The organism is Labilibaculum manganireducens (genome assembly GCF_002843385.1).
Lineage (GTDB): Bacteria > Bacteroidota > Bacteroidia > Bacteroidales > Marinifilaceae > Labilibaculum > Labilibaculum manganireducens.
Window position 1 is genome coordinate 103,622 of the sequence record NZ_MVDE01000008.1, and the last position, 24,894, is coordinate 128,515.

Sequence of the window (24,894 nt, forward strand, 5' to 3'; positions counted from 1 at the left end):
TCCATCCAATAAATGTTAATTACATATTATGAAAATTGTTATTTTATCAAGAAATCCTAAATTATATTCTACCAAAAGATTAGTTGAAGCAGCAGAAAAAAGAGGACATGAGGTACTTGTTGTGGATCATTTAAAATGCATTATTGAAATTGAAAAAAAGAAACCTAAGATCTTCTATGATGGAGCATACTTGCTGGATGTTGACGCAATAATTCCAAGAATTGGTGCCTCTGTTACCTTTTACGGATCAACAGTAGTCCGCCAATTTGAAATGATGAAAACATTTACCGCTGTTGGTTCTGAAGCATTGATAAAATCGCGGGATAAATTAAGAAGCTTACAGGTTCTTTCACGCGCAGGTGTAGGCTTACCCCGCACTGTTTTCACCAACTATACAAAAGATGTTAATCATGTAATTCAATCGGTTGGAGGAACTCCGCTGGTTCTTAAACTATTGGAAGGAACTCAAGGACTAGGTGTTGTTTTAGCCGAAACTCCAAATGCTGCAACCTCTGTTATTGAAGCGTTTAATGGACTAAAAGCCCGTGTGATTGCTCAGGAGTTTATTAAAGAATCGAAAGGTGCTGATATTAGAGCTTTTGTTGTTGATGGAAGAGTGATTGGAGCTATGAAACGGCAAGCATTAAAAGGAGAATTTCGATCTAACCTTCACAGAGGAGGTTCTGCAACAATTATCGAATTGACTGATGAAGAGGAAAACACGGCAATAAAAGCCGCAAAGGCAATGGGATTAGGAATTGCTGGTGTGGATATGCTGCAATCAGCAAGCGGACCTTTGGTTTTGGAGGTAAATTCATCGCCAGGTTTGGAAGGTATCGAGATAGCAACCAAAAAGGACATCGCAAAACAAATAATTAGATTCATTGAAAGGAATGTTGATTGATAAGTATACCATACTAGGCAAAGAAATTCAGAAAGGTGAGCGTGCTTTCTTAGAATTGGAAGTTGCAAAATTGCATACCCGAAATACCATTAAGGTTCCCGTAATTGTGGAACGTGCGAAAAAAGACGGCCCTACCTTGCTTTTAATGGGTGGTGTGCACGGTGATGAAGTTAATGGAGTTGCCATTGTTCGAAATATCATTCGAAAAAAATACAACAAACCAAAAAGGGGAATGATTATCTGCATTCCCGTTTTTAATGTATTTGGATTCTTAAATCTCCGCAGAGAATTTCCTGACGGCAGAGATTTGAACAGAATGTTCCCTGGTTTTTTAAATGGTTCTCTTGCCAGTCAATTTGCATATCGTTTTACAAAAGAAATTGCGCCCAAAGTTGACTATGTGATCGATTTTCATTCGGGAGGTGCTGACAGGTCAAATTTTCCTCAAATTCGATGTGTAATTAAGGAAAAAAAAACGTTGAAACTTGCACAGGTTTTTAATGCCCCGTTTATTTTGAATTCCGATTACATTTCCAAATCTGTTCGCGATACCATTCGCAATCTGGGAAAAACAATTCTACTCTTTGAAGGTGGAAAATCCAATGATCTGGATGAAGATGTCATTAGCTGCGGTGTAGAAGGCGCAGTGAATGTGATGAAATATTTAGGATTACAGAATGGAGATTTGCAGTTAAAGCAGGCACCAGTTGTGATTCCTAAAGCTCAATGGTTAAGAGCTTCCAATTCGGGTATGTTTCAATTGCGGGTTACAAATGGAAGTTGGGTCGTTAAAAAACAAATTTTGGGTGAAATAACAGATCCTTACGGAGGATATGAAAAAAAAGTGCTTGCTCCGTTTGATTGTTATGTGTTTTGTGTAAACACTGCACCTATGGTGCATAAAGGAGATGCTTTGTTTCACGTTAGCCTTGAAACGGATAAATTAAATTCAGATCTTATCTCTTCTGACTATTTGGTAGAATAAGGTTTGTCGAATTATAAAACAACACTTGCAATTTTAATAATTGATTGTTTTTATTTGATAATAACCGCGAATTTATAACAGAGTTTATACCAGCCTTACGTTTTGCTATATCCAAACAATGAGGTAAGAAAAAACCAGTTGATAAATCTCAACTGGTTAAATAAAGTTTTTAAATTGAATCAAGCTTTTTCAGAACCTGACATACCAATTACTATTAAATATCTTTCTCTGAGTGCTGGACTCCACTGCCGTGTGTTTTCGATTTTAACACATTGTACTTTTTACCAAAATAATAACGAAAAGTGAAATTTGCCACCCTATTTTCAAAATTGTACTTCATTCGCTGGGTAAAACGGTCTCCTGAAGTATTTACATTATACTTACTGTTATTTAAAACATCGTAAATCCATAAAGAGATACTTGCTTTGCCTTTCATTATTCTTTTACCAAAAGCAAAATCTACCTGAAAAGATTGATCGTAACTTCCTTGAGCAACCGGCATATCAGAGTCATAACGCAGAGTTGTTTGAAAATTAAACCATTTAGGTATCCGCATAGTTGATGTTAGTTTTCCGAAAAAACCAAAATCATCATTTGTAGAAAAATGCGCTTCACCGGAAGGGGTAAATTTTTGGTAAATTCCTGACAAATATGAATTGATACTCCACCATTTATTAAACTTGGTCTCCAAATTAAAATCGACACCAGCATAATGTTTACTACCCAAATTCTCTGATGTTACAATAGCTACATCATCTTTAACCCATCGAAACTGATTTATAATATTATCCGTATACACATAATACAAATTTGTTGTATAGGTGATTTTATCTCTTTTATAAATAAAAGTGAACTCCGGCATATGAGTATAATAAGCACCCAAATCTTTCCTTCCCAATTTCTGGTTTTCAGGATCGCTTAAATTTTGAAATGGATTTAACATTCCGGAATCTGGTCGATAGATCATTTTAGAATAAGTCAGCAATACCTGTTTATTGTCTGATAATTTATAGGAAAAATGTACGCTCGGAAAAAAGTCTAAGTAATCGTCATTATACGCTTTATTCGTCTCGATATCTGAATACTCAGACCGCAAACCAACCTGATAACCAAAATTTCCTTTCTCTCCGCTCAATTGAAAATACAAACCATGTATACTCTCCTTATAATTAAAAGCGGTAGATAAATCGATAGGCTCATCGAAATTTATCTCGTTGGTTCGGTACATATATCCTGTTTCAATTGAACCTGCATCACCTACAGGCTGTTTGTAATCCAATTGAACAATAGCTTCTTCTCTGTCCGAATTGAAAAAATCACTGGTATTCCCTTCTGTTTCATCGGTGTAATTACCGTAATTTTCTGCATTATTATTTGTATAGGCTGCATCAAAAGAAAGTTCCTGACCTTTCCGGTCAAATTTTCGAATATAAGAAGCATTATACACCCACGAAGTTAAATCAATATCAACGGCACTTTCACGCGATGTTTCATTAGGAAAAGTACTGCTGGTAATTAAAGTACGGGAATACTTATAAAACCCATTTTTATTTTGTTTCACGTTTCGATTGGTAACAGAACAACTCATGGTATTCTTGTCATTTATCAAATAATCCATTCCAAATTGACCAATGTGGCTTCTATTACCCAAGTCTGCATCTGCACTGACTTTCAACATTTCTACATTCGTTTCTGTTTCAGTCAATCTTGATAATTCATAATCTCTCCCAGACCAATTGTCTTGGTAGCTGTATGATCCTGAGAAATTGAGTTTTCCGGTTCGCAAACTAAGAGCTGTTCGCCCGGAATGCTTGTTAACGGTACCAATTGTGGCTGAAGCATTCCCGTTAAACCCTTTAACTCTCTCCTTCTTCATAATAATATTCACAATCCCAGCTGAACCTGAAGCATCATATTTTGCGGAAGGACTTGTAATTACTTCCACACGGTCAACATCTGCTGCCGGCATATTACTCAATACATCTCCGGGACTCATTCCAAGTAATCCACTCAGTTTCCCATCAATTAATATTTTCACGTCAGAACTTCCCCGTAATTGTATTCCGCCATTGGCTGTAACATTTAATTTAGGAATTGTTGCTAAAACTTCATTTATAGTACCTCCATCCGAAACAGGTGATTTTGACACGTTGTAAACTGTTTTGTCCAATTCGATTCGTGCAAAATCACGATTTCCGGTTACTTCCACTTCAGTAATCGTTTGGGTATCGGCATGCAAAACAAGTGGATCAGACAATAATAACTTTTCATTTTCTTTTAAAAGAATTGGCTTACTGCTATAGCTCTCAAATCCAAGATATTCAATTTTGTAATAATAGCTTGAACCAGCTAAATCAGCTAGTTCAAACTCCCCTTTTCTATTTGTGATAGTTCCCTTAATCAATAAAGAATCTGGTAAAGAATAAATTGATACGGTAGCATACTCAAGAGGCTTTTGATGTTCATTCTCGACAACAACACCATTCAAATATGAATTTGTTATAGCTTTTGTAGAATCCTGAGCATAGGAATGCACGGCAGGGCTTAAAAAAAACAGAAGGACCGGCAATAATCCATTTCTGCAATCAAGTTTTAGACTCATTAGTAGTGTGTAAATTAGTTAGTGTATATAGTAACAGGTTGCACAAAAGTAGAAAATTTATGTTGCAGATCAATTAAAAAATCAAAAAACTTTACTGCCAATTCACAAACAGAAACAATCAGTTTGTCATCAGTTTACATGTACTCACACTAAAAACCTTATTAACACTGGCCATTCAACTAAATTAACAAAAACTCAGCACAATTTAGCATAAAACACACTTAACAAAAGAAACCCTAAAAAAATGTCTGGCTTTTGACATAAAAAAAGAATCAATTCGTGAAAGAATGATGCTTACCATATAAAAACAGATCAATGATTAAATTTCCAATTGCAGTTTTAATTGCTTAAATCCATTTCGACTGACGTTTAAACTTTCCCCGGTTTTTAAAATTACAATCCAATGATCCTTCTCGTAAGGCTGCAATTGAGCTATCCAATCAATCTTCACCAAATAAGTTCGATGTATTCGACAAAACTCTTTCGGGCTTAAATGACTTTCAAAATATTTCATTGTCTTTTGCTTCAGATACCTTCCCTCATTGGTATAAATCATCACATAATCGTCCTGAGCCTCAAAATATTTTATTTTATCGATTGCAATTACATCAATTTTATTTCTTGATTTCACCACCACCCGGGTCAATAACTCATCCGAGGAATCGTTATGGTTTTTTATTTTCTCAATCTGATCTTCACTCGTCACCGAATTTGAAATACGTTCTTTCACCTTGCGCACGGCATTCTGGAAACGTTCATTTGAGAATGGTTTGAGCAGATAATCAATTGCATTGTGTTCGAATGCTTTAATTGCATATTCGTTGTAAGCTGTTGTAAACACAATATTGCATGGTTTATCGAGTAATTCCAACATTTCGAAACCTGTCAATTTTGGCATCTGAACGTCTAAAAATACCAAATCCGGGTCCAACTCATTAATTGCTTTTAAGCCTTGAAATCCATCTGAATACTCACCTAAAATTTCAATATCCTGACAAGCTCCCAAATAGGAGCGAACCAGATCTCTGGCCAATGATTCATCATCAATAATTATTGCTTTTATTGTTTCCATATCTCATAAACTTTGTGGAAATTCCAGATAAACAGTAAATTGATCTTCTCTCTTAACAACTCGCATCAAATCAGCACGGCCGTAAATTAAATGCAGGCGTTCCTGTATGTTATGCAATCCAATACCATTTCCCTTTGCAGGAACCGAATCTCGATCAAAATTATTACTAATATCAATTTTTAAAACATCATTCTCAAAACGACACTTCGTTAGTACACAAACAGGCTCAAGGCTTTCATGCACTCCGAATTTAATCGCATTTTCGTATAATGGCTGTAAAATTAGATTGGGAATTTTTAGTTTCCCGCAGTTGGGTGAAAGATCAAAATGAAGCTGCAGGCGATCACCAAAACGAACTTTCTCAATTTCCATATACAAACGAATATTACTCAATTCGTTACTTAAATTATTTAACTCTTTTAAATTCTGAGCCAGAGAATAACGAAGATAGGTTGACAATTTAACAAGCATCTCTCTGGATAACTCTGGCTTTGATAAAGTTAAAGAACTTACCGAATTTAAACTATTGAAAAGGAAATGCGGATTAATTTGAGATTTTAATGCTGTTAATTCTGCCTCTTTCACTAACTCTTTTAGCTCAGATTCACGAACCAATTTATCTTGAAAATTACGATAATACATTACTAAATAATACACAATTACAATATAATCGTACATCCCGAAGGCCATAAAAATCTGCCAATGCACAGGAATAAGATAATCGAAACCTTCACTGGTGGCACCAAACCACATAGTTCGTAATTGATATGCAGACGATATCCATATCCCCACTACTACAATCCCGGCAGTTAAGTGATGTAACAAAAAATGGAAAAGCCCCAGACTTTCAATGCTGGTATATATAACAACAAACCAAATACATGCTCCCAATATCAATAATGGAAATGAAAAGCTAAAGGCATTTACAGCCGAATCATAAATAGTCCTTCCCTCGAAATACCATCCAATCATAAATAACAGCATTGCCAAAAATGCCCATGCTGCTATATAAATTGGAATGGCAAAACGATTTTTCAGAAGAGGATGCTGCATCTAAAATTATTTATATGATTTAATTTCGCAACCACCCAAAGCGACAAATCCTTTAATGATTAGTTCCTTTTTAGGTTCAACTATATAATTTGTGGTTGGTATTCGTTTGTCGGAAACACCGCCTAAAATAGCAGAGACTTCAACTTTAACCTCCCAATCGGATGGAACAACCAGAACACAACCACCAAACATTGTAAATACGTCAATTATGTTTGTGCCTTCGGCCAGATCGGCATTGGTGAGATTTAATTCTGTTCCTCCAAAAATGCAGGTAACTTTTCCTCCTCTAAAATTTTTGGTGTTGATTACTTTTTCACCACCGCCAAATATATTTAGCTCATCAATATAATCTGAATCTGATCCTACTGCCGATCGCTTGCTAACATCACATTCGTTTCGTTTTCGAATAACTACAACTCCTATTACAATTAGCATTACAGGCCAAAATAAGCCTCGCCAGTTAAAGCTCCAATCGAATACGATAGGCATTAAAAACACCCCTCCCACTGCCATCAGAACAATTCCTGTAGTTTTATCATCTTTACCAAAAAAGAAAAGTGCCCCTAAACCAAACAGTAACATTGGCCACGAAAAGATAACATGCCTTAAGTCATAGGGAATAAAATCCAGATTTTTAAGAACCAATAAGCATCCAAATACAATTAAGAAAATACCGAATATTGCACGGTTGTTTGGGTTTGATTTATGTTGTGATCTCATGATGATATATTTTATGATATGAATTTATTTATTTTTACAACAATATGGTGAATCAGGAGAAAAAATAAACGCAATGCCTCCTAAAATAAGTAGTACAGGAAAAAACCATATCTCCCAATTTTGTGGTAGAAAATACAAATCATCCATAAGAAAGTATCCTCCGACAGCTATGGCCATCAGACCTCCAAAAATTCTCCGGCGAACCAAAATCTGCAGTACGCCAATTAAAATCAAAACGGATTCCCACCTATACAAATAGGTTTCGATAAAATCAGACTGATAATTGAGCCGTTCCAAAATAATTACGATTCCAACTATTATTAACCCAAGCCCAACAAACAGACTTTTATTTTTTTTATTTTCATCCATGATATTGTTGTTTAAGATTAGTGTATCCTTTGTTTCTAAAACTAAAGTAATGCAATATAATAGCTTTTAATTCTTGAAATCGGTTAAGTGTGCTCAAGAATCGGTAAATGGTGTGAAATGAAAATGATGTCCGACATCACTTGGGAACGTCATGTCGAGCGAAGTCGAAACATCTGTTATCCAAAGTTAAAGATTCGTCGATACCACCTCTTCCTACCTGTAGTAGCTTTCTATATGGCTGTACTTTACAACTCATACTCAGACAGTTCATCAATTACAGTTTTCGATCTCAAAAATCATTGAAATCACCTCAAGGTTTACTATTTTTACCATTCGGGGCTTGTTATAAATAACACAGCTCATCTATTCACACAACTGTAGACCTTTACAACTATGAATCAGGCAGAAGCAAAAGCTCGCATTGCCAAATTGCGCGGGCAGTTACATACATACAATCACAATTACTACGTTTTATCGCGGCCAAGCATCAGCGATTACGACTTTGATATACTCTTGAAAGAGTTGATGACTTTGGAAAATCAATATCCTGAGTTTTATGATCCCAATTCGCCAACCCAACGAGTTGGCAGCGATATCAATCTGGAATTTAATCAGGTAGAGCACAAATACCCGATGCTTTCGTTAGGCAACACCTATTCGGAGGAAGAAATCCGTGATTTCGAAAACCGAATTAAAAAGTTGATTGATGGTGATGTTGAATACGTCTGTGAAATGAAATACGACGGCACATCAATTTCTTTAACCTACAAAAATGGGAAACTGGTTCAGGCAGTAACCCGTGGCGATGGTGTAAAAGGTGATGATGTTACGGCTAATGTGAAAACAATCAGATCGGTACCTTTGCAATTAAGTGGTGATGGATATCCCGAAGAATTTGAAATTCGAGGCGAAATATTAATGCCTTTTACTGTTTTTAATGGCTTGAACGAGGAACGTGAAGAAATTGGGGAAGCTCCGTTTGCAAATCCCAGAAATGCAGCTTCGGGAACATTGAAAATGCAAAACTCATCGGTGGTTGCAAAACGAAAGTTAGATTGCTACCTGTATTATTTGTTGGGCAAGGAAATTCCAAGCCGAAACCATTACGACAATTTATTGGCTGCTAAAAACTGGGGGTTTAAAATTCCGGACAACACAGCGCTTTGTAAAAATATCGCCGAAGTAATTGCATTCATTAAAGAATGGGACGAAAAACGCAGCTCATTGCCGGTACCTGTAGATGGAATTGTAATAAAAGTGAATTCGCTGGATATGCAGGAAGAACTAGGTTTTACTGCAAAATCGCCTCGCTGGGCAATTTCCTATAAATACAAAGCAGAACGGGTATCTACCAAGCTGGAAAAGGTAACTTATCAGGTAGGCAGAACCGGATCGATTACTCCGGTAGCCAATTTAACGCCGGTGCAATTGGCCGGCACAACAGTAAAAAGAGCATCACTGCACAATGCTGACATCATTCAAAATTTAGATCTGCACGAAAACGATACTGTTTATGTGGAAAAAGGCGGCGAAATTATTCCAAAAATTGTTGGTATAGAACTGTCTGAAAGATCTGCGGAAGCGCAAGCAATTCAATACATTGAAGAATGCCCTGAATGTGGCACCCCTTTGGTTCGTAAAGAAGGCGAAGCGAATCATTATTGTCCGAATGATATGGGCTGTCCACCACAGATTAAAGGGAAAATTGAACATTTCATCAGCCGCAGAGCCATGGATTTGGACGGCCTCGGTGAAGAAACAATCGACCTGCTTTTTCAAAAGAATCTAATTAGTGATGTTGCAGGTTTGTACCGGTTGACTAAAGAGGATATAATTCCTTTAGAGCGCATGGGCGATAAATCTGCAGAGAGAATATTAACAAGTATTGAAAATTCGAAACAGGTTCCTTACGAAAGGGTTTTGTATGCTTTGGGCATTCGGTATGTTGGCATTACAGTAGCGAAGAAATTAGCCAAAGCGATTCCTTCTATCGACAAATTAGCCGAATCAACACTTGAAGAATTGATTCAGGTAGACGAAATTGGAGGGAAAATTGCCGAAAGCATAGTGGAATATTTCTCTAGCAATTACCATAAAAATTTAATTGCCCAGTTAAAAGAATTTGGCTTGCAATTGGAAAAAAAAATTGTGGAAAATGAGAGTGCGAGCAATACACTTGAAGGTTTATCCATTGTTATATCCGGAAGTTTTTCAAAATACTCCCGCGATGAATTAAAGGAAATGATTGAACTGCACGGAGGAAAAAATGTGAGTTCTATATCGAAGAAAACAAGTTTTCTTTTAGCAGGAGAAAAAGTGGGACCAAGCAAATTTGAAAAAGTAGAAAAATTAGGAATTGAAATAAAAACAGAAGATGAATTTTTGAAGATGATTGGGATGAGCAGTTAGCAGTTAGTAGTTAGCAGTTAGCAGTTAGCAGTTAGAACAAAATTAAAAGTTTTAGTCCTTGTTACTTTTCCCTTTTATCTAAAAAAAATGAATTTTACCGCTATAGATTTCGAAACAGCAAACGGACAACGCAATTCTGCATGTTCGCTTGGTTTGGTTCGCGTTGAAAATGGAGTTATTGTTGAAAGTAAAGATTGGTTGATATCACCACCCGAAATGTATTTTCATCCGATGAATGTTAGTATACATGGAATTACAGAGGAAGATGTAATGAACGAACCCAGCTTTAATTACATATGGGAAGAAGTGGAAGATTATCTTCATGGTAAAATGGTGATCGCTCACAACGCCAGTTTTGATTTATCGGTGCTTCGGGCTTGTTTAGAAACATACAACATTCGTTTTCCGGAATTTGATTACCTGTGCACCGTACAAATCAGTCGTAACATATGGCCCAATATGCCAAACCATAAGCTGAATACAATGGCTCACTTGTTTGATATTCCGCTTAAACACCACGATGCTTTGGAGGACACTTTGGCTTGTGCTAAAATTGCAATAAAAGCATGCGAAGTAATGAATATGAATAGTCTTACCGATCTGGCAAATGAGTTACGCATTGCCCCAGGCAAACTGAATCCAAATGGTTACAAGGCTCCAAAAAAAATTAAATAAGCTTAATTTATGATTTACAAAATGATTTTTTTCATAACTTGTGGTTTCAAATGATAATTGCCTGTGCAACCCATAAATACAAGCCTTCAACTTAACTATCGAATATAAAATGAGTTTTTTTCAAAATATTAAAAATCAGCTTGCCGGATTAAAAATCAAAAGCAAGCTTAAAAAAAATACGCGCAAAAAGGAGTTTCACAATTTAGAAAGTGCTAAAAGTATAGGTATCCTGTTTGATACTCTTCAGGAAAAAAATCACTCTGTAGTAAAAAAGTTCGCAGAAGATTTAAGCCAAAAAGGCTATAAAGTGCAAACCGTAGGATGGATTGATGCTGACATATTGCCTGATTTTGGTGTGGCTCAAAAAATAGTTTTCTATACCAATAAGGATGTGAAATGGAGCGGTGAACCAATCATTCCTGAATTAATTGAATTCACCAATTCTAAGTTCGATTTACTCTTTGTTCTTACTAAATCGGAACATCTGTCGATAAAATACATTACACAAGTTTCATTGGCATCCTGCAAAGTTGGTTCGTTGGTGGACAACTGCGGGCATTTGGATTTAATGATTGATCAGGGCAAAAACAATTCTATAGAAAATCTGATCAGCGAAAGCTTAAAATATCTTTCCCAGATTAAAAAGTAATAAGGATGAACGGAAACAAATTTACAGGAACAGGCATAGCACTGATTACTCCATTTACAAATAATGGAAGTGTCGATTATAATGCACTTAGCGACACTGTTAATTTCCAGATTAAAAATGGCATTGATTATTTAGTAGTGCTGGGAACTACAGGTGAAGTATCAACACTTTCGTGTGATGAAAAAATTTCCGTTATCAATCACATTATTGAGGTGAATGCAAAGCGCGTTCCTTTGGTGGTTGGCTTTGGAGGAAACCATACACAGGCTGTTATTCAGCAAATTCAGGAGTTCGCCGAATTTGACGAGATTGATGCCATTCTATCTGTTGCTCCTTACTACAACAAACCCAGTCAGGAAGGCTTATTTCTGCATTACCAGGCCATTGCAAATGCCAGTCCGGTTCCGGTAATTCTTTATAATGTACCAGGCAGATCTGGTATTAACATCAGCGCTGAAACCTGTGTAAAACTGGCTTCGGAAATTGAAAATATAATTGGTGTAAAAGAAGCTTCAGGTAATATGGAACAACTTATGAGCATTCTTAAAAACAAACCCAAAGACTTTTTAGTGATATCAGGCGATGATGCCATAACCTTTCCTCTTATTTCATTAGGAGGCAGTGGTGTTATTTCTGTACTGGGAAATGCTTTTCCAAAGGAATGGAGCCAGATGGTAAGATTAGCATTAGATGGAAAAAACAAGGAAGCTCTTCAGATTCATTATAAGATGTTTGGAATCATCCAAAACCTTTTTACAGAAGGCAATCCTGCCGGAATTAAAGCAATTCTAAGCATGAAAAAACTCTGTGAAAATTGTTTGCGTTTGCCTCTCACTCCAATTAGTGAATCGCATTACCTAAAACTATCAAAAATAGTAGAGGATCTATAATCATATTGGCATAAAAATTGTAATTACTTAAGTACAATTCACTTCAAAAAATTAGAGTATTATTTATAACAAAAAATGAAAATATTATGAAGTATTCATTTCGCCTATTTGTTTTCGCACTGGCTGTATTAGCTGGCGTTTCCTGCTCGAGACAAGTTACCCGGGTATCTCCTGATCAGCAAATTGATTTGAGTGGTCGATGGAACGATACCGATTCAAAATTGACTGCCGAGGCTTTAATTGATCAATTACTTAATCAAAATTGGATTGAAGATTATCAACAGGAATTTAATCGTAAACCTGTTGTTATTGTTGGCTTAATCACCAATAAAAGTTCAGAACACATCGATTCGGATACTTATATTAAAGACATCGAAAAAGCCATTTTAAATGACAGTCGGGTTCGCTTGGTACAAGCGGGTGCCAAACGAGAAGATCTTCGTCAGGAACGTGCAGACCAACAGGATTTTGCATCCAAAGCAACTCTTAAAAAATGGGGACAGGAATTAGGTGCTGACTTTATATTACAAGGCGACATCAATTCGATAATAGACAGTTATAAAAAAGAAAATGTTCGTTACTATCAGTTAAATCTGGAGTTAACTAATCTTGAAACCAGCGAACTGGTTTGGATGGGTGATAAGAAAATTAAAAAGTACGTGAACAAATAAAATTAGTACTCTACAGGAAGTCATTGGTTGGCTTCCTGAATTTCTTTATTCCTTTTTTCGATGAAGCAAAAATTATCCTTACATATATCGGGTAAGATACTCCCTGTTTTTTTATTTGGTGTTCTTCTTCTATTATCTGGTTGTGCTACCTATTACATGCAAAATGAAGCTTTTAACAACTATTTTTTGCAGGGCGACATAGCGAGTGCCGAGAAAGTACTGGATAAAGATAAAAAGAGCAATCGAAACAAAAACAAAGCCTTGTTTTTACTGAATAAGGGAACTTTATCGTGGATGCAGCAAGATTATGTTTCGGCGACTAAGTATTTTAACGAGGCGGATCTTTTCATTGAAGATCAACGTAAAAATATTGGTTCGGAAGCATTGGCAATGCTCACCAATCCAATGGCCAGACCCTATGTTCCCGAAGATTTTGAGAATGTAATGCTCAACTTCTATAAAGCGTTAAGCTATTTGGAAATGGGCGATACGGAAGCTGCTTTGGTTGAATGCCGAAGAGTAAATGAAAAATTGTATGCCCTGAACGATAAATATCCAAAGAATTATCAGAACAGATACAGCGATGATGCCTTTGCCCACACACTAATGGGATTGATTTATGATTCGTCGGGAGATTCGAACAATGCCTTTATTGCTTATCGGAATGCTCTTAAAATTTATGAGGACAATTACCTAAAGAACTTTAATACTCCTGCACCGCGGCAATTGAAAGAAGATCTTCTTCGAACTGCCTATGAAACTGGTTTGATGGAGGATTATGACTTTTTCAAAAATAAATTTGGCTTCGATTTCCAAAAGACCGACAAGACTGAAGGGGATGTAATCATCATCTGGTTGTCGGGGCTTGGTCCGGTAAAAGCAGAATGGAGCATCAATTTTAGTGCCATTAATGGCCGCGATGGCTACCTGACCATGGTGAACAATGAAGAAAATGTTACGTTGCCTTTTTTTGTAGGAAATATGGATAGCCGGACACAAAATTCTTTTAGTGATCTGGATTTTGTTCGTGTTGCTTTTCCAAAGTATCAGGAACGAATTCCCTACTACACAAATGCCGATATCATTATAAATGATTCGCTTAGTTATCCTTTGGATAAAGGAGAAGATATAAACGCAATTGCTTTTAAAACACTAAAAGACCGAATGGTACGCGAAATGGCAAATTCTTTACTTCGACTTGCTACCAAACAGGCAATTGAAAGTTACACAAGAAGTAAAGATGAAAATTTAGGTGCTATTATCAGCATTTTTAATGCCGTTACTGAAAAAGCCGACACCAGAAATTGGCAAACCCTGCCCAACTCTATTTACTACACCCGAATTCGATTGAAAGAGGGAAAACATAGCGTGACTCTTAGAGTAAATTCTCCAAACGGGGATAGCAAAGATCAGCAATTTGATCTTGAAGTGAAGGCAGGGAAAACCAAATATTTTACCTTTCACAATATGGAATCAAACTAACACCTCGTTTTTTGAAAGGGTGAAACAGACCAATTTGTTTTTCTCTGAAATAAATTCAGTATTTAAAGTCAATTCTTCATTAAAAAACCTTTGACAGCCCATAAATAATCCAATGGCCAAATCAATCAGTAATTTTTCAGTCTGATAACTCATCTGAAACGTGGAATCATTAATTTTCACTGCTCTAAAACGTGGGATTTCAACCGGAGTAAATCGTTCCTGAATTTTATTGTGGATGAACTCATCTATTTGATCTAAGAAATCAAATATACTGCTGTTGCCGGCAAAACTGGGGCGAAACAAAATTACCAAACGGGAGAAAAGATATTCTCCAAAATTTTTTGCTACATCGGGAACTGAACTTCTCACTTCGAAACTAAGCAAATTACACAACTCAACAAATTGACTGTATGGATAATCGGCTGTTGCTTCGTAAACACCGTTATTTCCTGCTCCCAAATCAGAAATGATCTTTTCGGTTAAGAGTAAACCATACTCCTTCTCTGCCATTTCCAAAAACTCTGTGAAAAATATTCCCTTCATCGTTCCTCCGCTTTTGCTATCGACCAATGCAAATCAACTGCATCAGTAAAAATATATCACTATTGTTATAGTGTGTAACGGACTAGAATAAAAGTAATTGTGTTTGTGGGAAAATAAATTTAAAGGAATTAATATTTAATACTTCGCCTTGTTTTACATTATAAATCTATATTGTTTTGAGTTTTATTTTCAAGCTCAACCAGTAATTTCTGCATCGCAATAAATTTATTCTCATAATCCCATCTGCCTTTGTCTTTGTTATGTGCAATCTCATAAAACTTTACTGCTTCCTTAGGTTGATTAACTTTTTCGTAGATCTCTCCTACGTAATAAAAAGACTCTGCTCTTTCAGGATAATTGGAAATAGAATATTTTAAAAAAGCCATTGCGTCATTATATCGCTCAGCATCTTTAAGCTGAATACAAACATTCTCAAGCAGAGAATAGGGCAATTTTTCATTTCTGCCATAACTCAACAATACTTTTCTTTGATAAGTTTCAGCAACCTCAACACCCTTTTCAACTAAAACCTGTACATCAGGATATTTGTATTCTGCAAAAATAGTTTCCATGCCCTGCATTAAACTTTTACGATAGAGTGTGTAATGACTTTCGTCGGGCATCCATGCATAATTCCATTTGAGATCAGATGGTGCTTTTGTTTCTAAGGATAGAATTAAGGATTTACAGGATTTTAACATCTCCGCAGCTTCCTCAGCAAAAGAAACAAACAGTTGTTTTCTAATGGATGAATTGTTGCTTAAAAATTGATCAATATCGTTCACAATCGCCTTATTATTCCACCAAAGAATCGGACTAAAGGCCAAATATTTATCAAATAAATCGGGTCGTTTAGAAAATGCATATACTACGAAAAGACCACTATAGCTATGCCCCATAACCAAGCGCTGAGTACTCGCTCTAAAATTATCCGCAATAAAGGGAAACACATCCAACTCGAGGGTTTTAATAAAATTATCGGCTCCTCCCCGGGTTCTAAAAATATTTTTATTCATAACTGAATCAACAGGAGTCATATCGCGGAAGCGATCGGTATTCGGAAGCCCGACAACAATATGAGGCGGAATAAAATGATTATCCATGAGAAAACTTAGAACTTCGATTCCCATGTCAAAGTTCGTTTCTGCATCCAACAAATAGATTGTTGGGTATTTATAATATGTGTCGTTATATTCGTTGGGAAGCAATACTTTTACATCGCGGTATTCTTTAAGGACTTTCGAATAAACACGGGAACTATGCAAATTTTTTAAGTTTACTTCAGCAGAAGTATTCGAGCAGATCAGTAAGGCAAATAAAGTTGAAAACAAAATTCGCATCATAATAACATTTGGTTTAGGTTTAAAGCGTTAACAAATTACGATTATTTACAGTAAGATCAAAGATTTAGCAAGACTTTACAAAAGCATCAAAACTATTGTTCATATTAATTGCGCAACACAATTACATATAAAAAGCCGAAATAAGAATATTCCGGCTTATGCTTCTAAAAAAAAATCTTTACTCTAAATATAAATCTAAATTTAATTCAAAATCATCATAAATTGTTTTATCTCCCAAATTATCGAAGAAAGAACCGGATCCGTAACGAACGTTGAACTTGGTTCTATCGATAGTCATTTTTCCACTGACATGTATGGCCGCATCATGTTTGTGTAAATTCGCCATAAATTCAATGGGTTCAGTAATTCCTTTGATTGTAATATTTCCTTTTACCTTGTAATTACCATCTTCCATTTTCTCGGCATTGGTAATCTCAAATTTTGATTCAGGAAATTTTTCCACACCAAAGAAATCGTCGGATTTTAAATGACCTTCCAACTTTGCTTTGTAACCAGCATCTTCCAAATCTGTATTAGCAATACTTGTCATATCAACAACAAAACTTCCTTTAACAATTTCACCTTCGTCAAGTAACAAGCTTCCACTCTTTACTTTAATGGTTCCGGAATGTTCTCCTGTCACTTTTTTGCCTAACCATTCAATTTTACTATTTTCAGCATTCAATTTTAAATTGTCTTTTTTTGCAAAAGCTGTGCCTGGAGTCGAAACAACACTTACAACAAGAACTACTATCATTACTAAACCTAATCTCTTCATAACTTCAAATATTAATTAAATTTCTTTTATTCGTTTTAAAATCTCTGTAAGAACTTTACAATTACAAATTTAGCAGATGATTGTTCATCGGTAAATGGACAAATTCCTTTTATTGTTGGATTATTTTCTAATCAGACTCCGATAATCGCTTAATGTTTGACTGGTGTATTTTTTAAAGAAGCGACTAAAATAAGCCGGATCATTAAAACCCAAATTATAAGCTATTTCCTTTGTATTCAAATCAGAGCCATAAAGCATTTTTTTTGCTTCTTTTATGACTCTGTTTCTGATTAATTCTCCTGCCGTGATACCGGTTGTTTTCTTTGTAATCTCATTCAAACATGTTGCTCTCAAATTAAGCATATCAGCATAAGAAGAAACATTTTTTTGTTCTTTGTAATTATCATCTATCAGCTGTTTAAATTTAATGATAACCGAACCCGGATGCTCTTCGTCCAAACTCACATCCAAATCGTGCTGCACTTCATAAATTCTTCTTGATTCCAATAAAAACAACTTCAATTGCTGCAATAACATCTCGTGACGGTACCGATCGTCATTCTCAAATTCTTTTTCCATCAATTCTGTAATTCCCTTAAAAACAATTTGCTGCTTTTCATCCAATGTAATAATTGATCGGAAATCGGGGTTACTGAACAATGTTGAATCGGAAACAGAATCTTCACCATTCTCTTTAACAGCAAAAAATGCTTCGTTAAAGGTTATAGAATAACCTGTGCAATGTGCATTACTAATAAAACGATGCATTAAGCCCGGAGGCACAAAAAGAATCGAATTTTTCCGCAATGTATACTCAACATATTTGGTGGCATGTATTGCTTCTCCTTCCTTAATCCATGTAATGGTGTAAAAATTATGCATATGATCGTCCCCATTCTGCTTTCTTACTTCATTACACATGTTCTGAAGTTTATGAATGTGAAATAATGCTTTGGATTCTTCAACGTCCTCAAATAATTCTGAAGGTTCTCTGTTCATATGATTATAATTGTGTGTTTTTGCCATATGAAACTCCCAAATTACACTCATTATAACTGTAATTCTTTTCACATGGTCGTTTCAACTGATTTTTCTTGTATTCTAGTAAAATTATACAAATAATTCCAGACAATTATATCTTTTACTTGTTAATCGCTTGTTAAACTTCGCCAACATTCATATATCCTTAGCTAAATCTACTAAGAGCTAAGACTTCTTAGCCTGTTGCAGTAAAAATTCTTCTATTGTAAAATCCTACCTGTAAAGTTCTTAGCAGAACCGATCGTTTTTGTCTCTAAAAAAACATTAAAACATTTGGATAAATCGGTCTAAAACCCCTATATTTGCAGGGCAATTAAGAAAAAGGACGCGTAGCATAACTGGATAGTGCACCTCGTTACGGCCGAGGAGGTTGGGGGTTCGAATCCCTCCGTGTTCACAGAAAAACTCATCAAAAAACTGATGAGTTTTTTTTATGTGCTAATTGCCCAAATTTTCCGCTTGAACCAAAAAATGCCACCCGAATTATCAAGTGGCATTTCAAAATTATTAAGCTTCTAATTATTTAACAACTATGCCCAAAACTTCTAATTTCTGACGCTCGCTACCCTCGTAAAACAAATCGAGACAAGCACGCAAATCGGAGCAATAAGCCATAAATTCGACATAGTACTCTTGTTTTTGAGCGGTGGCTTGCTGCGCTTCTCCATCCTCTTTTTCAGCCTTCAGCTTTAAATCATCCAGTTTGACCAAATCTGCCTGCAATACTGTAATTGCCTCGGGAGCTAAAGCCGCCAGAGTCAGTTTTTCCTGAATAGCTTCATGCATAACAATTGCATTTACTGTTTCATCGGCCAATGCTTTCCACTCGGGATATGCTGCCGGCACTTCCTTATTTAAACGCAAAAGGGTTGATAATTCAAGATCATTTTTAAAAAAATACCGACCCACCTTACGAATACGAATCAGCTTATCGCGAAGCATCGTGTAAAACCCGTTAAATTCCCGAGTTGCCATACTGGATTCAATACCTTCGATATTTTGAAGCTCGAAAGCTGTTTTGGTTTTTGTATAAAGCGACTTTCCCAATTCGATACGCTCTTCGGAATAGATTGGCTGTATGCATTCCTTGATGGATTCATCAGCTGAAATACCATAAACCAATAGTCGTCCTTTTTCCAGTTCTTTTAAATAACTTTCTTTCATATGTTTATAATTTGTTTTTATTTGCCATATGGAACTTACCATGCTGAAATAATCATCTCCCTGTGTGTTAAAATCACTTTGGCATGGACGTTTCATATGTTTGTATTTTTTTATTTTTGGTTAGATGGAACTTTCCATGAGTAAATAATCATTCCCGAGTATGAGTTAATAATTATTGAATCATGAATGTTTCATATGTTTATAATTTTAAGTTTTTGTCATATAGCCTGTCCCGAACTTGTTTCGGGAGAACTTACCATGCTTGGAATAATCATCCCCCTGTGTGTCAAAATCGCTTTGGCATGGACGTTTCATAACATTACTTTTTAAATGCTCCTTTTTTTTATTTGCCATAATGAAATTATTATTCTCAAGCCTGAAAAGCAAAAACTACCCAATAAATTTTTTATGATATATTTCACACTTTAGGAATTCTGCTTCTAATTTGAATTCATTTTTTACGACTTTCTGTCACTTTTTGATGATTCCCCCGGCTTTTTAGCTTTTCCCTGCACTTTTTAATGACTTTCTGTCGCTTCGAAGCCATTTTCCCGCAGTTTGGAGGTGTTCCCCTCGTTTAGGAACCATTTTATTGCACTCAGATAGGATTTTCCTGAGCTTTTTAGCTCCTCTCCTCTTCTTTTATGGATTTTATGCTGCTGATGTGATGCTGAATTGTTCTTTTATGGGATTTTGGAGGGATTTGGAAGGGTGGAATTTGGTGGGGTGAGAAATAATTATGACCTTATTAGTAATAACATAGTACTCTTTCCTAAACCAACGACTGCAAAACGTACTATTCTACGATTACAAACAAATAAATTTACCTTGTATTTTGTTGTATTGCTAATTTATCGCATTTTTCCACAATACAACATTGAGTATTGTTTCTTTTTGCTATATTTGCAATATAATTGTAAATTTTAAATATATAAAAACGATGGAACAAGAATTTAGTAAGTTTTGTGAGAACATCAAATTGACCTCACAGCAAAAAGAAGATGCAAAAGCAAAGTATAAAGGTGTTTGCAAAAAACTACATGACACCTATTATGACAAAGATTATGATGATAGCACGAAATATTTATTTGGTTCTTATAAAACCAAAACCAATGTTCGACCACTGACAGAAGAGCAGGATGTTGATGTTTTATTCAAAATACCACAGGAAACATTCGATAAATTTGATGAATATGAAAGCAATGGGCAATCAGCATTATTACAAGAAGTAAGAAATGTCTTAAAAGAAAAATACACGACCACTGATAAAATCAATGGTTGGGGAAAAGTTGTGCTCGTTCAGTTTGAAAAAGGGAAACACAATGTGGAAGTTTTACCTGCGCTTGAACAAAAAGATGGTACTTTCTTAATTCCAAATTCTGAAGATGGTGGAAGTTGGGATACATTTGATCCTCGTAATCAGGTTAACGAATTTCAAACCTCGAATGGAACAACTAACAAATTAACGGCAGAGCTAGGAAGAATGCTAAAGACATGGGTTAAGAATACTCCATCTCTTAAGAAGAAATACAAATCCTATCAATTAATTAATGATATCATCACATTTTTAAAAATTGAATTCGAAGATGGTGCAAGCTATGAAGATTATCATGAAGTGGTCAAAAACTTTTTTGATTGGTTAAAAAGGAATTGTGTTGAATCCATTAAGAGTTATGTAGAAACAGCTTACAATAGAGCCATTAAAGCCATAGAATTTATGGATGCAAACAAACCTAAAGAAGCCTCTGAAGAGTGGATCAAAATCTTTGGTAATGAATTCCCTAAGGTTAAAGAGAATCCAAAGAATAAAACTGAAAACCGTACAATTATAACCCCTTCTTCACCATGGTGCAAATTAAATTAACAGAAGAAGAATTATCATTTCTTGAATCAAAATATCCAGATTTAAAATTTGATATAGGCGAGAACACTATTAGTGGTGTTCTTGCCCTAAATTGCTCATATAAGAATATACCAATTAAGGCGAAGTACGATATAGAGTTTCATTTAGAAATTAATTGTAACAGTCTATTGCCAAAGGTAAGAGAAACAAGTGGAAAGATTCTTAAAATAGCAAAAAGGAAAAAATTGATAAGCGCCGATTTTCATGTAAATAATATCAAGGGAGAGTTGTGTTTAATAATTCCTGCTAAAGAAAAACAACGTTATCCGAATGGATTTGATTTGAAGGAGTTCCTTAGGCATATAGAAGAACATTTATATTGGATAAGTTATTTCGATAGATACGAAAAAAAACCGTGGAAAGATCAGGCTCATGGATATGAAGGTTATATTGAATTGTATCATGAGGATCCTACTCTCAGGTCTGAAGTGAAAAAGGCTTTAGAAACAAAAGAAAAACATAATTTAACACGTCCCGAAATTAGACGCATTATTAAAAACAAAAAATAAAACAATGAATGATAAATTATTAGCAGCTACAAGGTTCTATTTTGCACAATGTGTGTTTATGAATAATCTTCATTACAAAGCATATAATCGTTTAAGTAAGACACAAAATAAAAATAGATATATCACAATAGGTATTTCGGGTGTCACATTACTAATCATCACCTTACATATAATATGCTTAGAAGAAAAATTGAATGATATCCTAAGTGTTTTATCTTACATAGGAATGATTTTAACTGCTACCAGTTTAATCTTTACCATGTATTCTAAAGAAGATATTGGCGAAATAAAAAGCCAACACAAAAACATAGCAGAAGAATATAAGGAATTACGAGATGAGCACATGTCACTTATTGAAATAATAATGAGTCAGGCAGATGATGAAAAAGCAATAAGAAGAAAAGCTCAAGAAATTCAAAAATGGTATAGCTCAATTGGTAAATACTCCCCCGAAACAACATACGAAGATTATCAAGGAGCTCAGAAAGGTTTAGGATTAGGTAGCAATACAAATGAAGAATTCTCATGGTCAGATGAAGAAATAGATCGTTTTTTACCTTCTTCATTAAGAATAAGTGATAAATCTTAATAATAAATCAAATGAAGAGCTTCCAAAGATCTTAATTATTGTTTTATTTTATAAATTTGCACGATATTAGCATAAACAATAAAAAGAACCAACAATGATACATTCACTTTCTATACAAAATTTTCTTTCTTTTAAGGATGAAATGACATACAGTTTTGAAGCTTCCAAAGACAAAAAATATGAGGATTATCAAATTGTTAAAGTTGCAGATGGTGTTAGGCTTTTAAAACTAGGTGTTGTATATGGAGCCAATGCTTCTGGAAAGAGTAATCTTCTAGATGCATTCGAATTTTTAAAAGATTTCTGGTTCGACGTAATGGATAGTAAAGATTTAGAAACAGGTGTTGTTCCTTTCTTACTTGATGATAAAACCTCGACAGAAGCTTCCAAATTCAAATTGATATTCTATGTTGAAAAGTTAAGATATGTATATCAGCTAACTGTATCTAATGAAACAGTTTTAAATGAAAAATTAGAATTTTACCCTGGAACACAACCAGCTATAATTTTTGACAGAAAACTTAACAATAAAGTTTCAGAAATTGTATTTGGTCCTAAAATAAAAATTAGTCAAGTTGCCAAAGATGAAATATCAATTAAATGCTTATCTAATATGTCATTTTTTGCAGCATACAATGGTGTAAATATTGAAATTGAAGAATTAGAATTGGCTTCACAATGGATGCAAAATCAATTCTTACACTCGATAGGAACAGAGACTTCTTTAGTCAGGTATTCTGAAAATTTGATATCAAAAGATAAGACAGTAAAAGAGAAAATGCTTGCGTTTCTACAACAAGCTGATTTTAATATTTCCAACATCAATACCGAAATAATAAAAAAAGAGATATCTGAAGAATTTTTAAATGAAATAAAAGATTTAAATATACCTAAATCAGAATTTGAAAAGTTACAAAAAGAACGTTCTTTCGACACTCTAAAAACAACATTTGAGCATAAAGTAATAAATAAAGATGAATCCATTTCATATAAAGAATTACCCCTTGGATTGCAATCAGATGGAACGAAACGTGTGTTTGGTTTATCGGGAGGAATTATAAGAACCATTGAAAAAAATGCTTTCTTAGCTATAGACGAAATTGAATCGCAACTTCATCCTAGATTGATCGAATTTGTTCTTGAGAAATTCTTAAGAGAATCAGAACAAGCACAATTATTGGTTACAACACATTATGATGGCTTGCTCGAAGAAGATGATTTACTGAGAAAAGACAGTATTTGGTTTACTGAAAAACAAGACGATGCATCAACTAGATTATACTCGTTATCTGATTTTAAGGCTGTAAATAGAATTACATCTCTTCAAAAGGCATACAAATACGGTAAGTTCGGTGCCATCCCAAATATTGATTAATAATGGGTGGACGTAAAAATAAGAAACTTGACTTAAGAAATGGTATTTTCATTGTAGGTGAAGGTATTACGGAACAGTATTACTTTGCACATCTCAAGCAATTAAGGAAGTACAATTGTTCTGTAAAACCACGTTTCTTTGGTAAAACAAGTATAGATGAGATTAGTCGGACGGTAAGCAAATTATTAATGGGCGGCGTTTCTGTTATCTGTATTTTTGATGCTGATGTTGCTGCACGGGATAAAGTTGAAAATGAAAAACTGAATAAATTCAAAAAGAAATATCAGAAAAATAATTTAGTTACTATTTGCGATAGTTTACCGTCAATTGAATTTTGGTTTCTTTTACATTTTGTAAAAACCAATGGGCTATTTGTTAATTCTAAATCTCTAGAAAAAGAACTAAAAAAGCATATTCCTAATTACAATAAAACAGAAAGCTATTTAAAAAATAAAACGTGGGTTGAACAATTTATAAATCAATTAGATTTTGCTTGTGTAAATGCAAAAGAGATTGATCAAACTCAAGGCTGTTCATACTCAAATATTTTCAAGGCAATTGATCTGTTGGAAAAATAACAAGAAGGAAAAAGCCGAGCATGGAACTTGGCTTTTTGATTTTAAGGGAAATTGTAAGATGTTGTATTTGTGTGATTTTTCAAATTATTTCTTCGTCCTATAGAATGTTTGCCTTACTTATTCTTGTATTTCTTTTGCAATGCATTCAAAAAATATCTTAGATACTGATCCAAAAAATCTCGATAGTGTTTATGATCTGGATTACGGAAAAAAGCACTCAACTCATGTTTGCTTATTTTTTTATCTATTAAGGCAAGCATATCTAAGATGTCATCTGATTTCAGATCCAATGCAATTTTTAGTTTCCGAAGAATCATATTGTTACTTAAAGGATCTTCTGGCTCTGGCAGTGGACCTTCTCTTTTTCCGCGTTTTTCAATGATTAATCCGTTGAGGAAAATAGCCAGTTCTTTATCTGTGATTTCTATTAATAAAGGGTCATCATCTTTTTTAAACCAACCATCCAAATCCGCTTTACTGACATCGTAATTGGCTAATTTAAAAAGTTCAATCATTTTGAGATCACTAAAGTCAAACACGTAACGAACACGTCTTAATATATCATTATTGGTCATATTGTCTTTTATTTA

Annotated in this window: 24 protein-coding genes and 1 tRNA gene; 14 read left to right on the forward strand and 11 right to left on the reverse strand. The window is 34.8% G+C overall.

Going from position 1 to position 24,894, the window contains the following annotated elements:
* Positions 1-28: 28 nt before the first annotated feature.
* Both rimK and BZG01_RS07440 read left to right on the forward strand, forming a co-directional pair.
* On the forward strand, positions 29-904 hold the full coding sequence (gene rimK, locus BZG01_RS07435; protein ID WP_101309190.1) for a 30S ribosomal protein S6--L-glutamate ligase: 876 nt from the start codon (positions 29-31) through the stop codon (positions 902-904).
* Positions 894-1,889 carry a succinylglutamate desuccinylase/aspartoacylase family protein gene (locus tag BZG01_RS07440; RefSeq protein WP_101309191.1) on the forward strand — a complete coding sequence of 332 codons (996 nt, stop codon included), beginning with the start codon at positions 894-896 and terminating at the stop codon, positions 1,887-1,889. Before rimK ends, BZG01_RS07440 begins: the two co-directional genes overlap by 11 nt.
* Before the next feature lie 214 nt (positions 1,890-2,103).
* Here the strand turns inward: BZG01_RS07440 and BZG01_RS07445 are convergent, their stop codons facing one another.
* The 5 genes from BZG01_RS07445 to BZG01_RS07465 all read right to left on the reverse strand — a co-directional run bounded on the left by BZG01_RS07445 (position 2,104) and on the right by BZG01_RS07465 (position 7,705).
* A complete protein-coding gene (locus tag BZG01_RS07445) occupies positions 2,104-4,491 on the reverse strand; it encodes a TonB-dependent receptor (protein WP_101309192.1) in 2,388 nt (795 codons plus the stop codon).
* Between the two features lie 319 nt (positions 4,492-4,810).
* Positions 4,811-5,563: a LytR/AlgR family response regulator transcription factor gene (locus BZG01_RS07450; protein ID WP_101309193.1), complete on the reverse strand. Its 753-nt coding sequence runs from the start codon at positions 5,561-5,563 to the stop codon at positions 4,811-4,813.
* A 3-nt stretch (positions 5,564-5,566) separates the two neighbouring features.
* Complete coding sequence (locus BZG01_RS07455; protein WP_101309194.1) at positions 5,567-6,616, reverse strand: sensor histidine kinase; 1,050 nt, start codon at positions 6,614-6,616, stop codon at positions 5,567-5,569.
* A 6-nt stretch (positions 6,617-6,622) separates the two neighbouring features.
* Positions 6,623-7,336, reverse strand: a complete 714-nt coding sequence (locus tag BZG01_RS07460; protein ID WP_101309195.1) for a LiaF transmembrane domain-containing protein — start codon at positions 7,334-7,336, stop codon at positions 6,623-6,625.
* A 24-nt stretch (positions 7,337-7,360) separates the two neighbouring features.
* Positions 7,361-7,705 (reverse strand): LiaF transmembrane domain-containing protein, encoded by a 345-nt coding sequence (locus BZG01_RS07465; RefSeq protein ID WP_101309196.1) that lies wholly within the window; start codon positions 7,703-7,705, stop codon positions 7,361-7,363.
* A gap of 393 nt (positions 7,706-8,098) precedes the next feature.
* Between BZG01_RS07465 and ligA the strand changes: the two genes are divergently transcribed.
* From ligA to BZG01_RS07495, 6 genes are all read left to right on the forward strand, one after another.
* Positions 8,099-10,114 (forward strand): NAD-dependent DNA ligase LigA, encoded by a 2,016-nt coding sequence (gene ligA / locus BZG01_RS07470; protein WP_101309197.1) that lies wholly within the window; start codon positions 8,099-8,101, stop codon positions 10,112-10,114.
* Positions 10,115-10,201: 87 nt separating this feature from the next.
* Positions 10,202-10,789, forward strand: a complete 588-nt coding sequence (locus BZG01_RS07475) for an exonuclease domain-containing protein (protein ID WP_101309198.1) — start codon at positions 10,202-10,204, stop codon at positions 10,787-10,789.
* Between the two features lie 109 nt (positions 10,790-10,898).
* The gene (locus BZG01_RS07480) at positions 10,899-11,438 is read left to right on the forward strand and encodes a DUF6913 domain-containing protein (RefSeq protein ID WP_101309199.1); all 540 of its coding nucleotides are present in this window, start codon (positions 10,899-10,901) and stop codon (positions 11,436-11,438) included.
* Positions 11,439-11,443: 5 nt separating this feature from the next.
* A complete protein-coding gene (gene dapA, locus BZG01_RS07485) occupies positions 11,444-12,328 on the forward strand; it encodes a 4-hydroxy-tetrahydrodipicolinate synthase (RefSeq protein ID WP_101309200.1) in 885 nt (294 codons plus the stop codon).
* Between the two features lie 86 nt (positions 12,329-12,414).
* Positions 12,415-12,999 (forward strand): penicillin-binding protein activator LpoB, encoded by a 585-nt coding sequence (locus BZG01_RS07490; protein WP_101309201.1) that lies wholly within the window; start codon positions 12,415-12,417, stop codon positions 12,997-12,999.
* Between the two features lie 60 nt (positions 13,000-13,059).
* Positions 13,060-14,481, forward strand: a complete 1,422-nt coding sequence (locus BZG01_RS07495) for a COG3014 family protein (RefSeq protein ID WP_143470854.1) — start codon at positions 13,060-13,062, stop codon at positions 14,479-14,481.
* On the opposite strand, the gene BZG01_RS07500 is transcribed toward BZG01_RS07495, so the two are convergent.
* The 4 genes from BZG01_RS07500 to BZG01_RS07515 all read right to left on the reverse strand — a co-directional run bounded on the left by BZG01_RS07500 (position 14,473) and on the right by BZG01_RS07515 (position 18,144).
* Positions 14,473-15,024 (reverse strand): heme NO-binding domain-containing protein, encoded by a 552-nt coding sequence (locus tag BZG01_RS07500; protein WP_101309203.1) that lies wholly within the window; start codon positions 15,022-15,024, stop codon positions 14,473-14,475. The genes BZG01_RS07495 and BZG01_RS07500 overlap by 9 nt on opposite strands.
* 158 nt (positions 15,025-15,182) lie before the next feature.
* Complete coding sequence (locus BZG01_RS07505; RefSeq protein ID WP_101309204.1) at positions 15,183-16,367, reverse strand: alpha/beta hydrolase-fold protein; 1,185 nt, start codon at positions 16,365-16,367, stop codon at positions 15,183-15,185.
* 178 nt (positions 16,368-16,545) lie between these two features.
* Positions 16,546-17,145 (reverse strand): YceI family protein, encoded by a 600-nt coding sequence (locus BZG01_RS07510; RefSeq protein WP_101309205.1) that lies wholly within the window; start codon positions 17,143-17,145, stop codon positions 16,546-16,548.
* Positions 17,146-17,265: 120 nt separating this feature from the next.
* On the reverse strand, positions 17,266-18,144 hold the full coding sequence (locus BZG01_RS07515) for a helix-turn-helix domain-containing protein (RefSeq protein WP_218973045.1): 879 nt from the start codon (positions 18,142-18,144) through the stop codon (positions 17,266-17,268).
* A gap of 365 nt (positions 18,145-18,509) precedes the next feature.
* On the opposite strand from BZG01_RS07515, the gene BZG01_RS07520 reads away from it, so the two are divergent.
* A tRNA-Arg gene (locus BZG01_RS07520) sits at positions 18,510-18,583 on the forward strand.
* A gap of 122 nt (positions 18,584-18,705) precedes the next feature.
* Here BZG01_RS07520 and BZG01_RS07525 read toward each other — a convergent pair.
* Entirely contained in the window at positions 18,706-19,446 is a 741-nt protein-coding gene (locus BZG01_RS07525) for a PQLLE family protein (RefSeq protein ID WP_143470855.1), read from the reverse strand.
* Positions 19,447-20,290: 844 nt separating this feature from the next.
* Between BZG01_RS07525 and BZG01_RS07530 the strand changes: the two genes are divergently transcribed.
* From BZG01_RS07530 to BZG01_RS07550, 5 genes are all read left to right on the forward strand, one after another.
* On the forward strand, positions 20,291-21,214 hold the full coding sequence (locus BZG01_RS07530; RefSeq protein WP_101309208.1) for an SMODS domain-containing nucleotidyltransferase: 924 nt from the start codon (positions 20,291-20,293) through the stop codon (positions 21,212-21,214).
* Entirely contained in the window at positions 21,196-21,762 is a 567-nt protein-coding gene (locus BZG01_RS07535; RefSeq protein ID WP_101309209.1) for a hypothetical protein, read from the forward strand. The genes BZG01_RS07530 and BZG01_RS07535 overlap by 19 nt, the downstream gene beginning before the upstream one ends.
* Positions 21,763-21,766: 4 nt before the next feature.
* The gene (locus tag BZG01_RS21385; protein ID WP_143470856.1) at positions 21,767-22,351 is read left to right on the forward strand and encodes an SLATT domain-containing protein; all 585 of its coding nucleotides are present in this window, start codon (positions 21,767-21,769) and stop codon (positions 22,349-22,351) included.
* Between the two features lie 94 nt (positions 22,352-22,445).
* Entirely contained in the window at positions 22,446-23,726 is a 1,281-nt protein-coding gene (locus BZG01_RS07545) for an AAA family ATPase (RefSeq protein WP_101309211.1), read from the forward strand.
* 2 nt (positions 23,727-23,728) lie between these two features.
* Positions 23,729-24,304, forward strand: coding sequence for an RloB family protein (locus BZG01_RS07550; protein ID WP_101309212.1), 576 nt, complete (start codon positions 23,729-23,731; stop codon positions 24,302-24,304).
* A gap of 113 nt (positions 24,305-24,417) precedes the next feature.
* On the opposite strand, the gene BZG01_RS07555 is transcribed toward BZG01_RS07550, so the two are convergent.
* A complete protein-coding gene (locus BZG01_RS07555) occupies positions 24,418-24,879 on the reverse strand; it encodes a YehS family protein (RefSeq protein ID WP_101309213.1) in 462 nt (153 codons plus the stop codon).
* Positions 24,880-24,894 lie beyond the last annotated feature (15 nt).

What these genes read in the sequence shown, in the direction of transcription:
- BZG01_RS07505 (WP_101309204.1), bottom strand. Translation starts at nt 16,367, where the DNA reads ATGATGCGAATTTTGTTTTCAACTTTATTTGCCTTACTGATCTGCTCG.
- BZG01_RS07440 (WP_101309191.1), top strand. Translation starts at nt 894, where the DNA reads ATGTTGATTGATAAGTATACCATACTAGGCAAAGAAATTCAGAAAGGT.
- BZG01_RS07490 (WP_101309201.1), top strand. Translation starts at nt 12,415, where the DNA reads ATGAAGTATTCATTTCGCCTATTTGTTTTCGCACTGGCTGTATTAGCT.
- BZG01_RS07500 (WP_101309203.1), bottom strand. Translation starts at nt 15,024, where the DNA reads ATGAAGGGAATATTTTTCACAGAGTTTTTGGAAATGGCAGAGAAGGAG.
- BZG01_RS07525 (WP_143470855.1), bottom strand. Translation starts at nt 19,446, where the DNA reads ATGAAACGTCCATGCCAAAGTGATTTTAACACACAGGGAGATGATTAT.
- BZG01_RS07535 (WP_101309209.1), top strand. Translation starts at nt 21,196, where the DNA reads ATGGTGCAAATTAAATTAACAGAAGAAGAATTATCATTTCTTGAATCA.
- ligA (WP_101309197.1), top strand. Translation starts at nt 8,099, where the DNA reads ATGAATCAGGCAGAAGCAAAAGCTCGCATTGCCAAATTGCGCGGGCAG.
- BZG01_RS07455 (WP_101309194.1), bottom strand. Translation starts at nt 6,616, where the DNA reads ATGCAGCATCCTCTTCTGAAAAATCGTTTTGCCATTCCAATTTATATA.
- BZG01_RS07495 (WP_143470854.1), top strand. Translation starts at nt 13,060, where the DNA reads ATGAAGCAAAAATTATCCTTACATATATCGGGTAAGATACTCCCTGTT.
- BZG01_RS07445 (WP_101309192.1), bottom strand. Translation starts at nt 4,491, where the DNA reads ATGAGTCTAAAACTTGATTGCAGAAATGGATTATTGCCGGTCCTTCTG.
- BZG01_RS07550 (WP_101309212.1), top strand. Translation starts at nt 23,729, where the DNA reads ATGGGTGGACGTAAAAATAAGAAACTTGACTTAAGAAATGGTATTTTC.
- BZG01_RS07450 (WP_101309193.1), bottom strand. Translation starts at nt 5,563, where the DNA reads ATGGAAACAATAAAAGCAATAATTATTGATGATGAATCATTGGCCAGA.
- BZG01_RS07475 (WP_101309198.1), top strand. Translation starts at nt 10,202, where the DNA reads ATGAATTTTACCGCTATAGATTTCGAAACAGCAAACGGACAACGCAAT.
- rimK (WP_101309190.1), top strand. Translation starts at nt 29, where the DNA reads ATGAAAATTGTTATTTTATCAAGAAATCCTAAATTATATTCTACCAAA.
- BZG01_RS07555 (WP_101309213.1), bottom strand. Translation starts at nt 24,879, where the DNA reads ATGACCAATAATGATATATTAAGACGTGTTCGTTACGTGTTTGACTTT.
- BZG01_RS21385 (WP_143470856.1), top strand. Translation starts at nt 21,767, where the DNA reads ATGAATGATAAATTATTAGCAGCTACAAGGTTCTATTTTGCACAATGT.
- BZG01_RS07515 (WP_218973045.1), bottom strand. Translation starts at nt 18,144, where the DNA reads ATGAACAGAGAACCTTCAGAATTATTTGAGGACGTTGAAGAATCCAAA.
- BZG01_RS07545 (WP_101309211.1), top strand. Translation starts at nt 22,446, where the DNA reads ATGATACATTCACTTTCTATACAAAATTTTCTTTCTTTTAAGGATGAA.
- dapA (WP_101309200.1), top strand. Translation starts at nt 11,444, where the DNA reads ATGAACGGAAACAAATTTACAGGAACAGGCATAGCACTGATTACTCCA.
- BZG01_RS07530 (WP_101309208.1), top strand. Translation starts at nt 20,291, where the DNA reads ATGGAACAAGAATTTAGTAAGTTTTGTGAGAACATCAAATTGACCTCA.
- BZG01_RS07480 (WP_101309199.1), top strand. Translation starts at nt 10,899, where the DNA reads ATGAGTTTTTTTCAAAATATTAAAAATCAGCTTGCCGGATTAAAAATC.
- BZG01_RS07460 (WP_101309195.1), bottom strand. Translation starts at nt 7,336, where the DNA reads ATGAGATCACAACATAAATCAAACCCAAACAACCGTGCAATATTCGGT.
- BZG01_RS07465 (WP_101309196.1), bottom strand. Translation starts at nt 7,705, where the DNA reads ATGGATGAAAATAAAAAAAATAAAAGTCTGTTTGTTGGGCTTGGGTTA.
- BZG01_RS07510 (WP_101309205.1), bottom strand. Translation starts at nt 17,145, where the DNA reads ATGAAGAGATTAGGTTTAGTAATGATAGTAGTTCTTGTTGTAAGTGTT.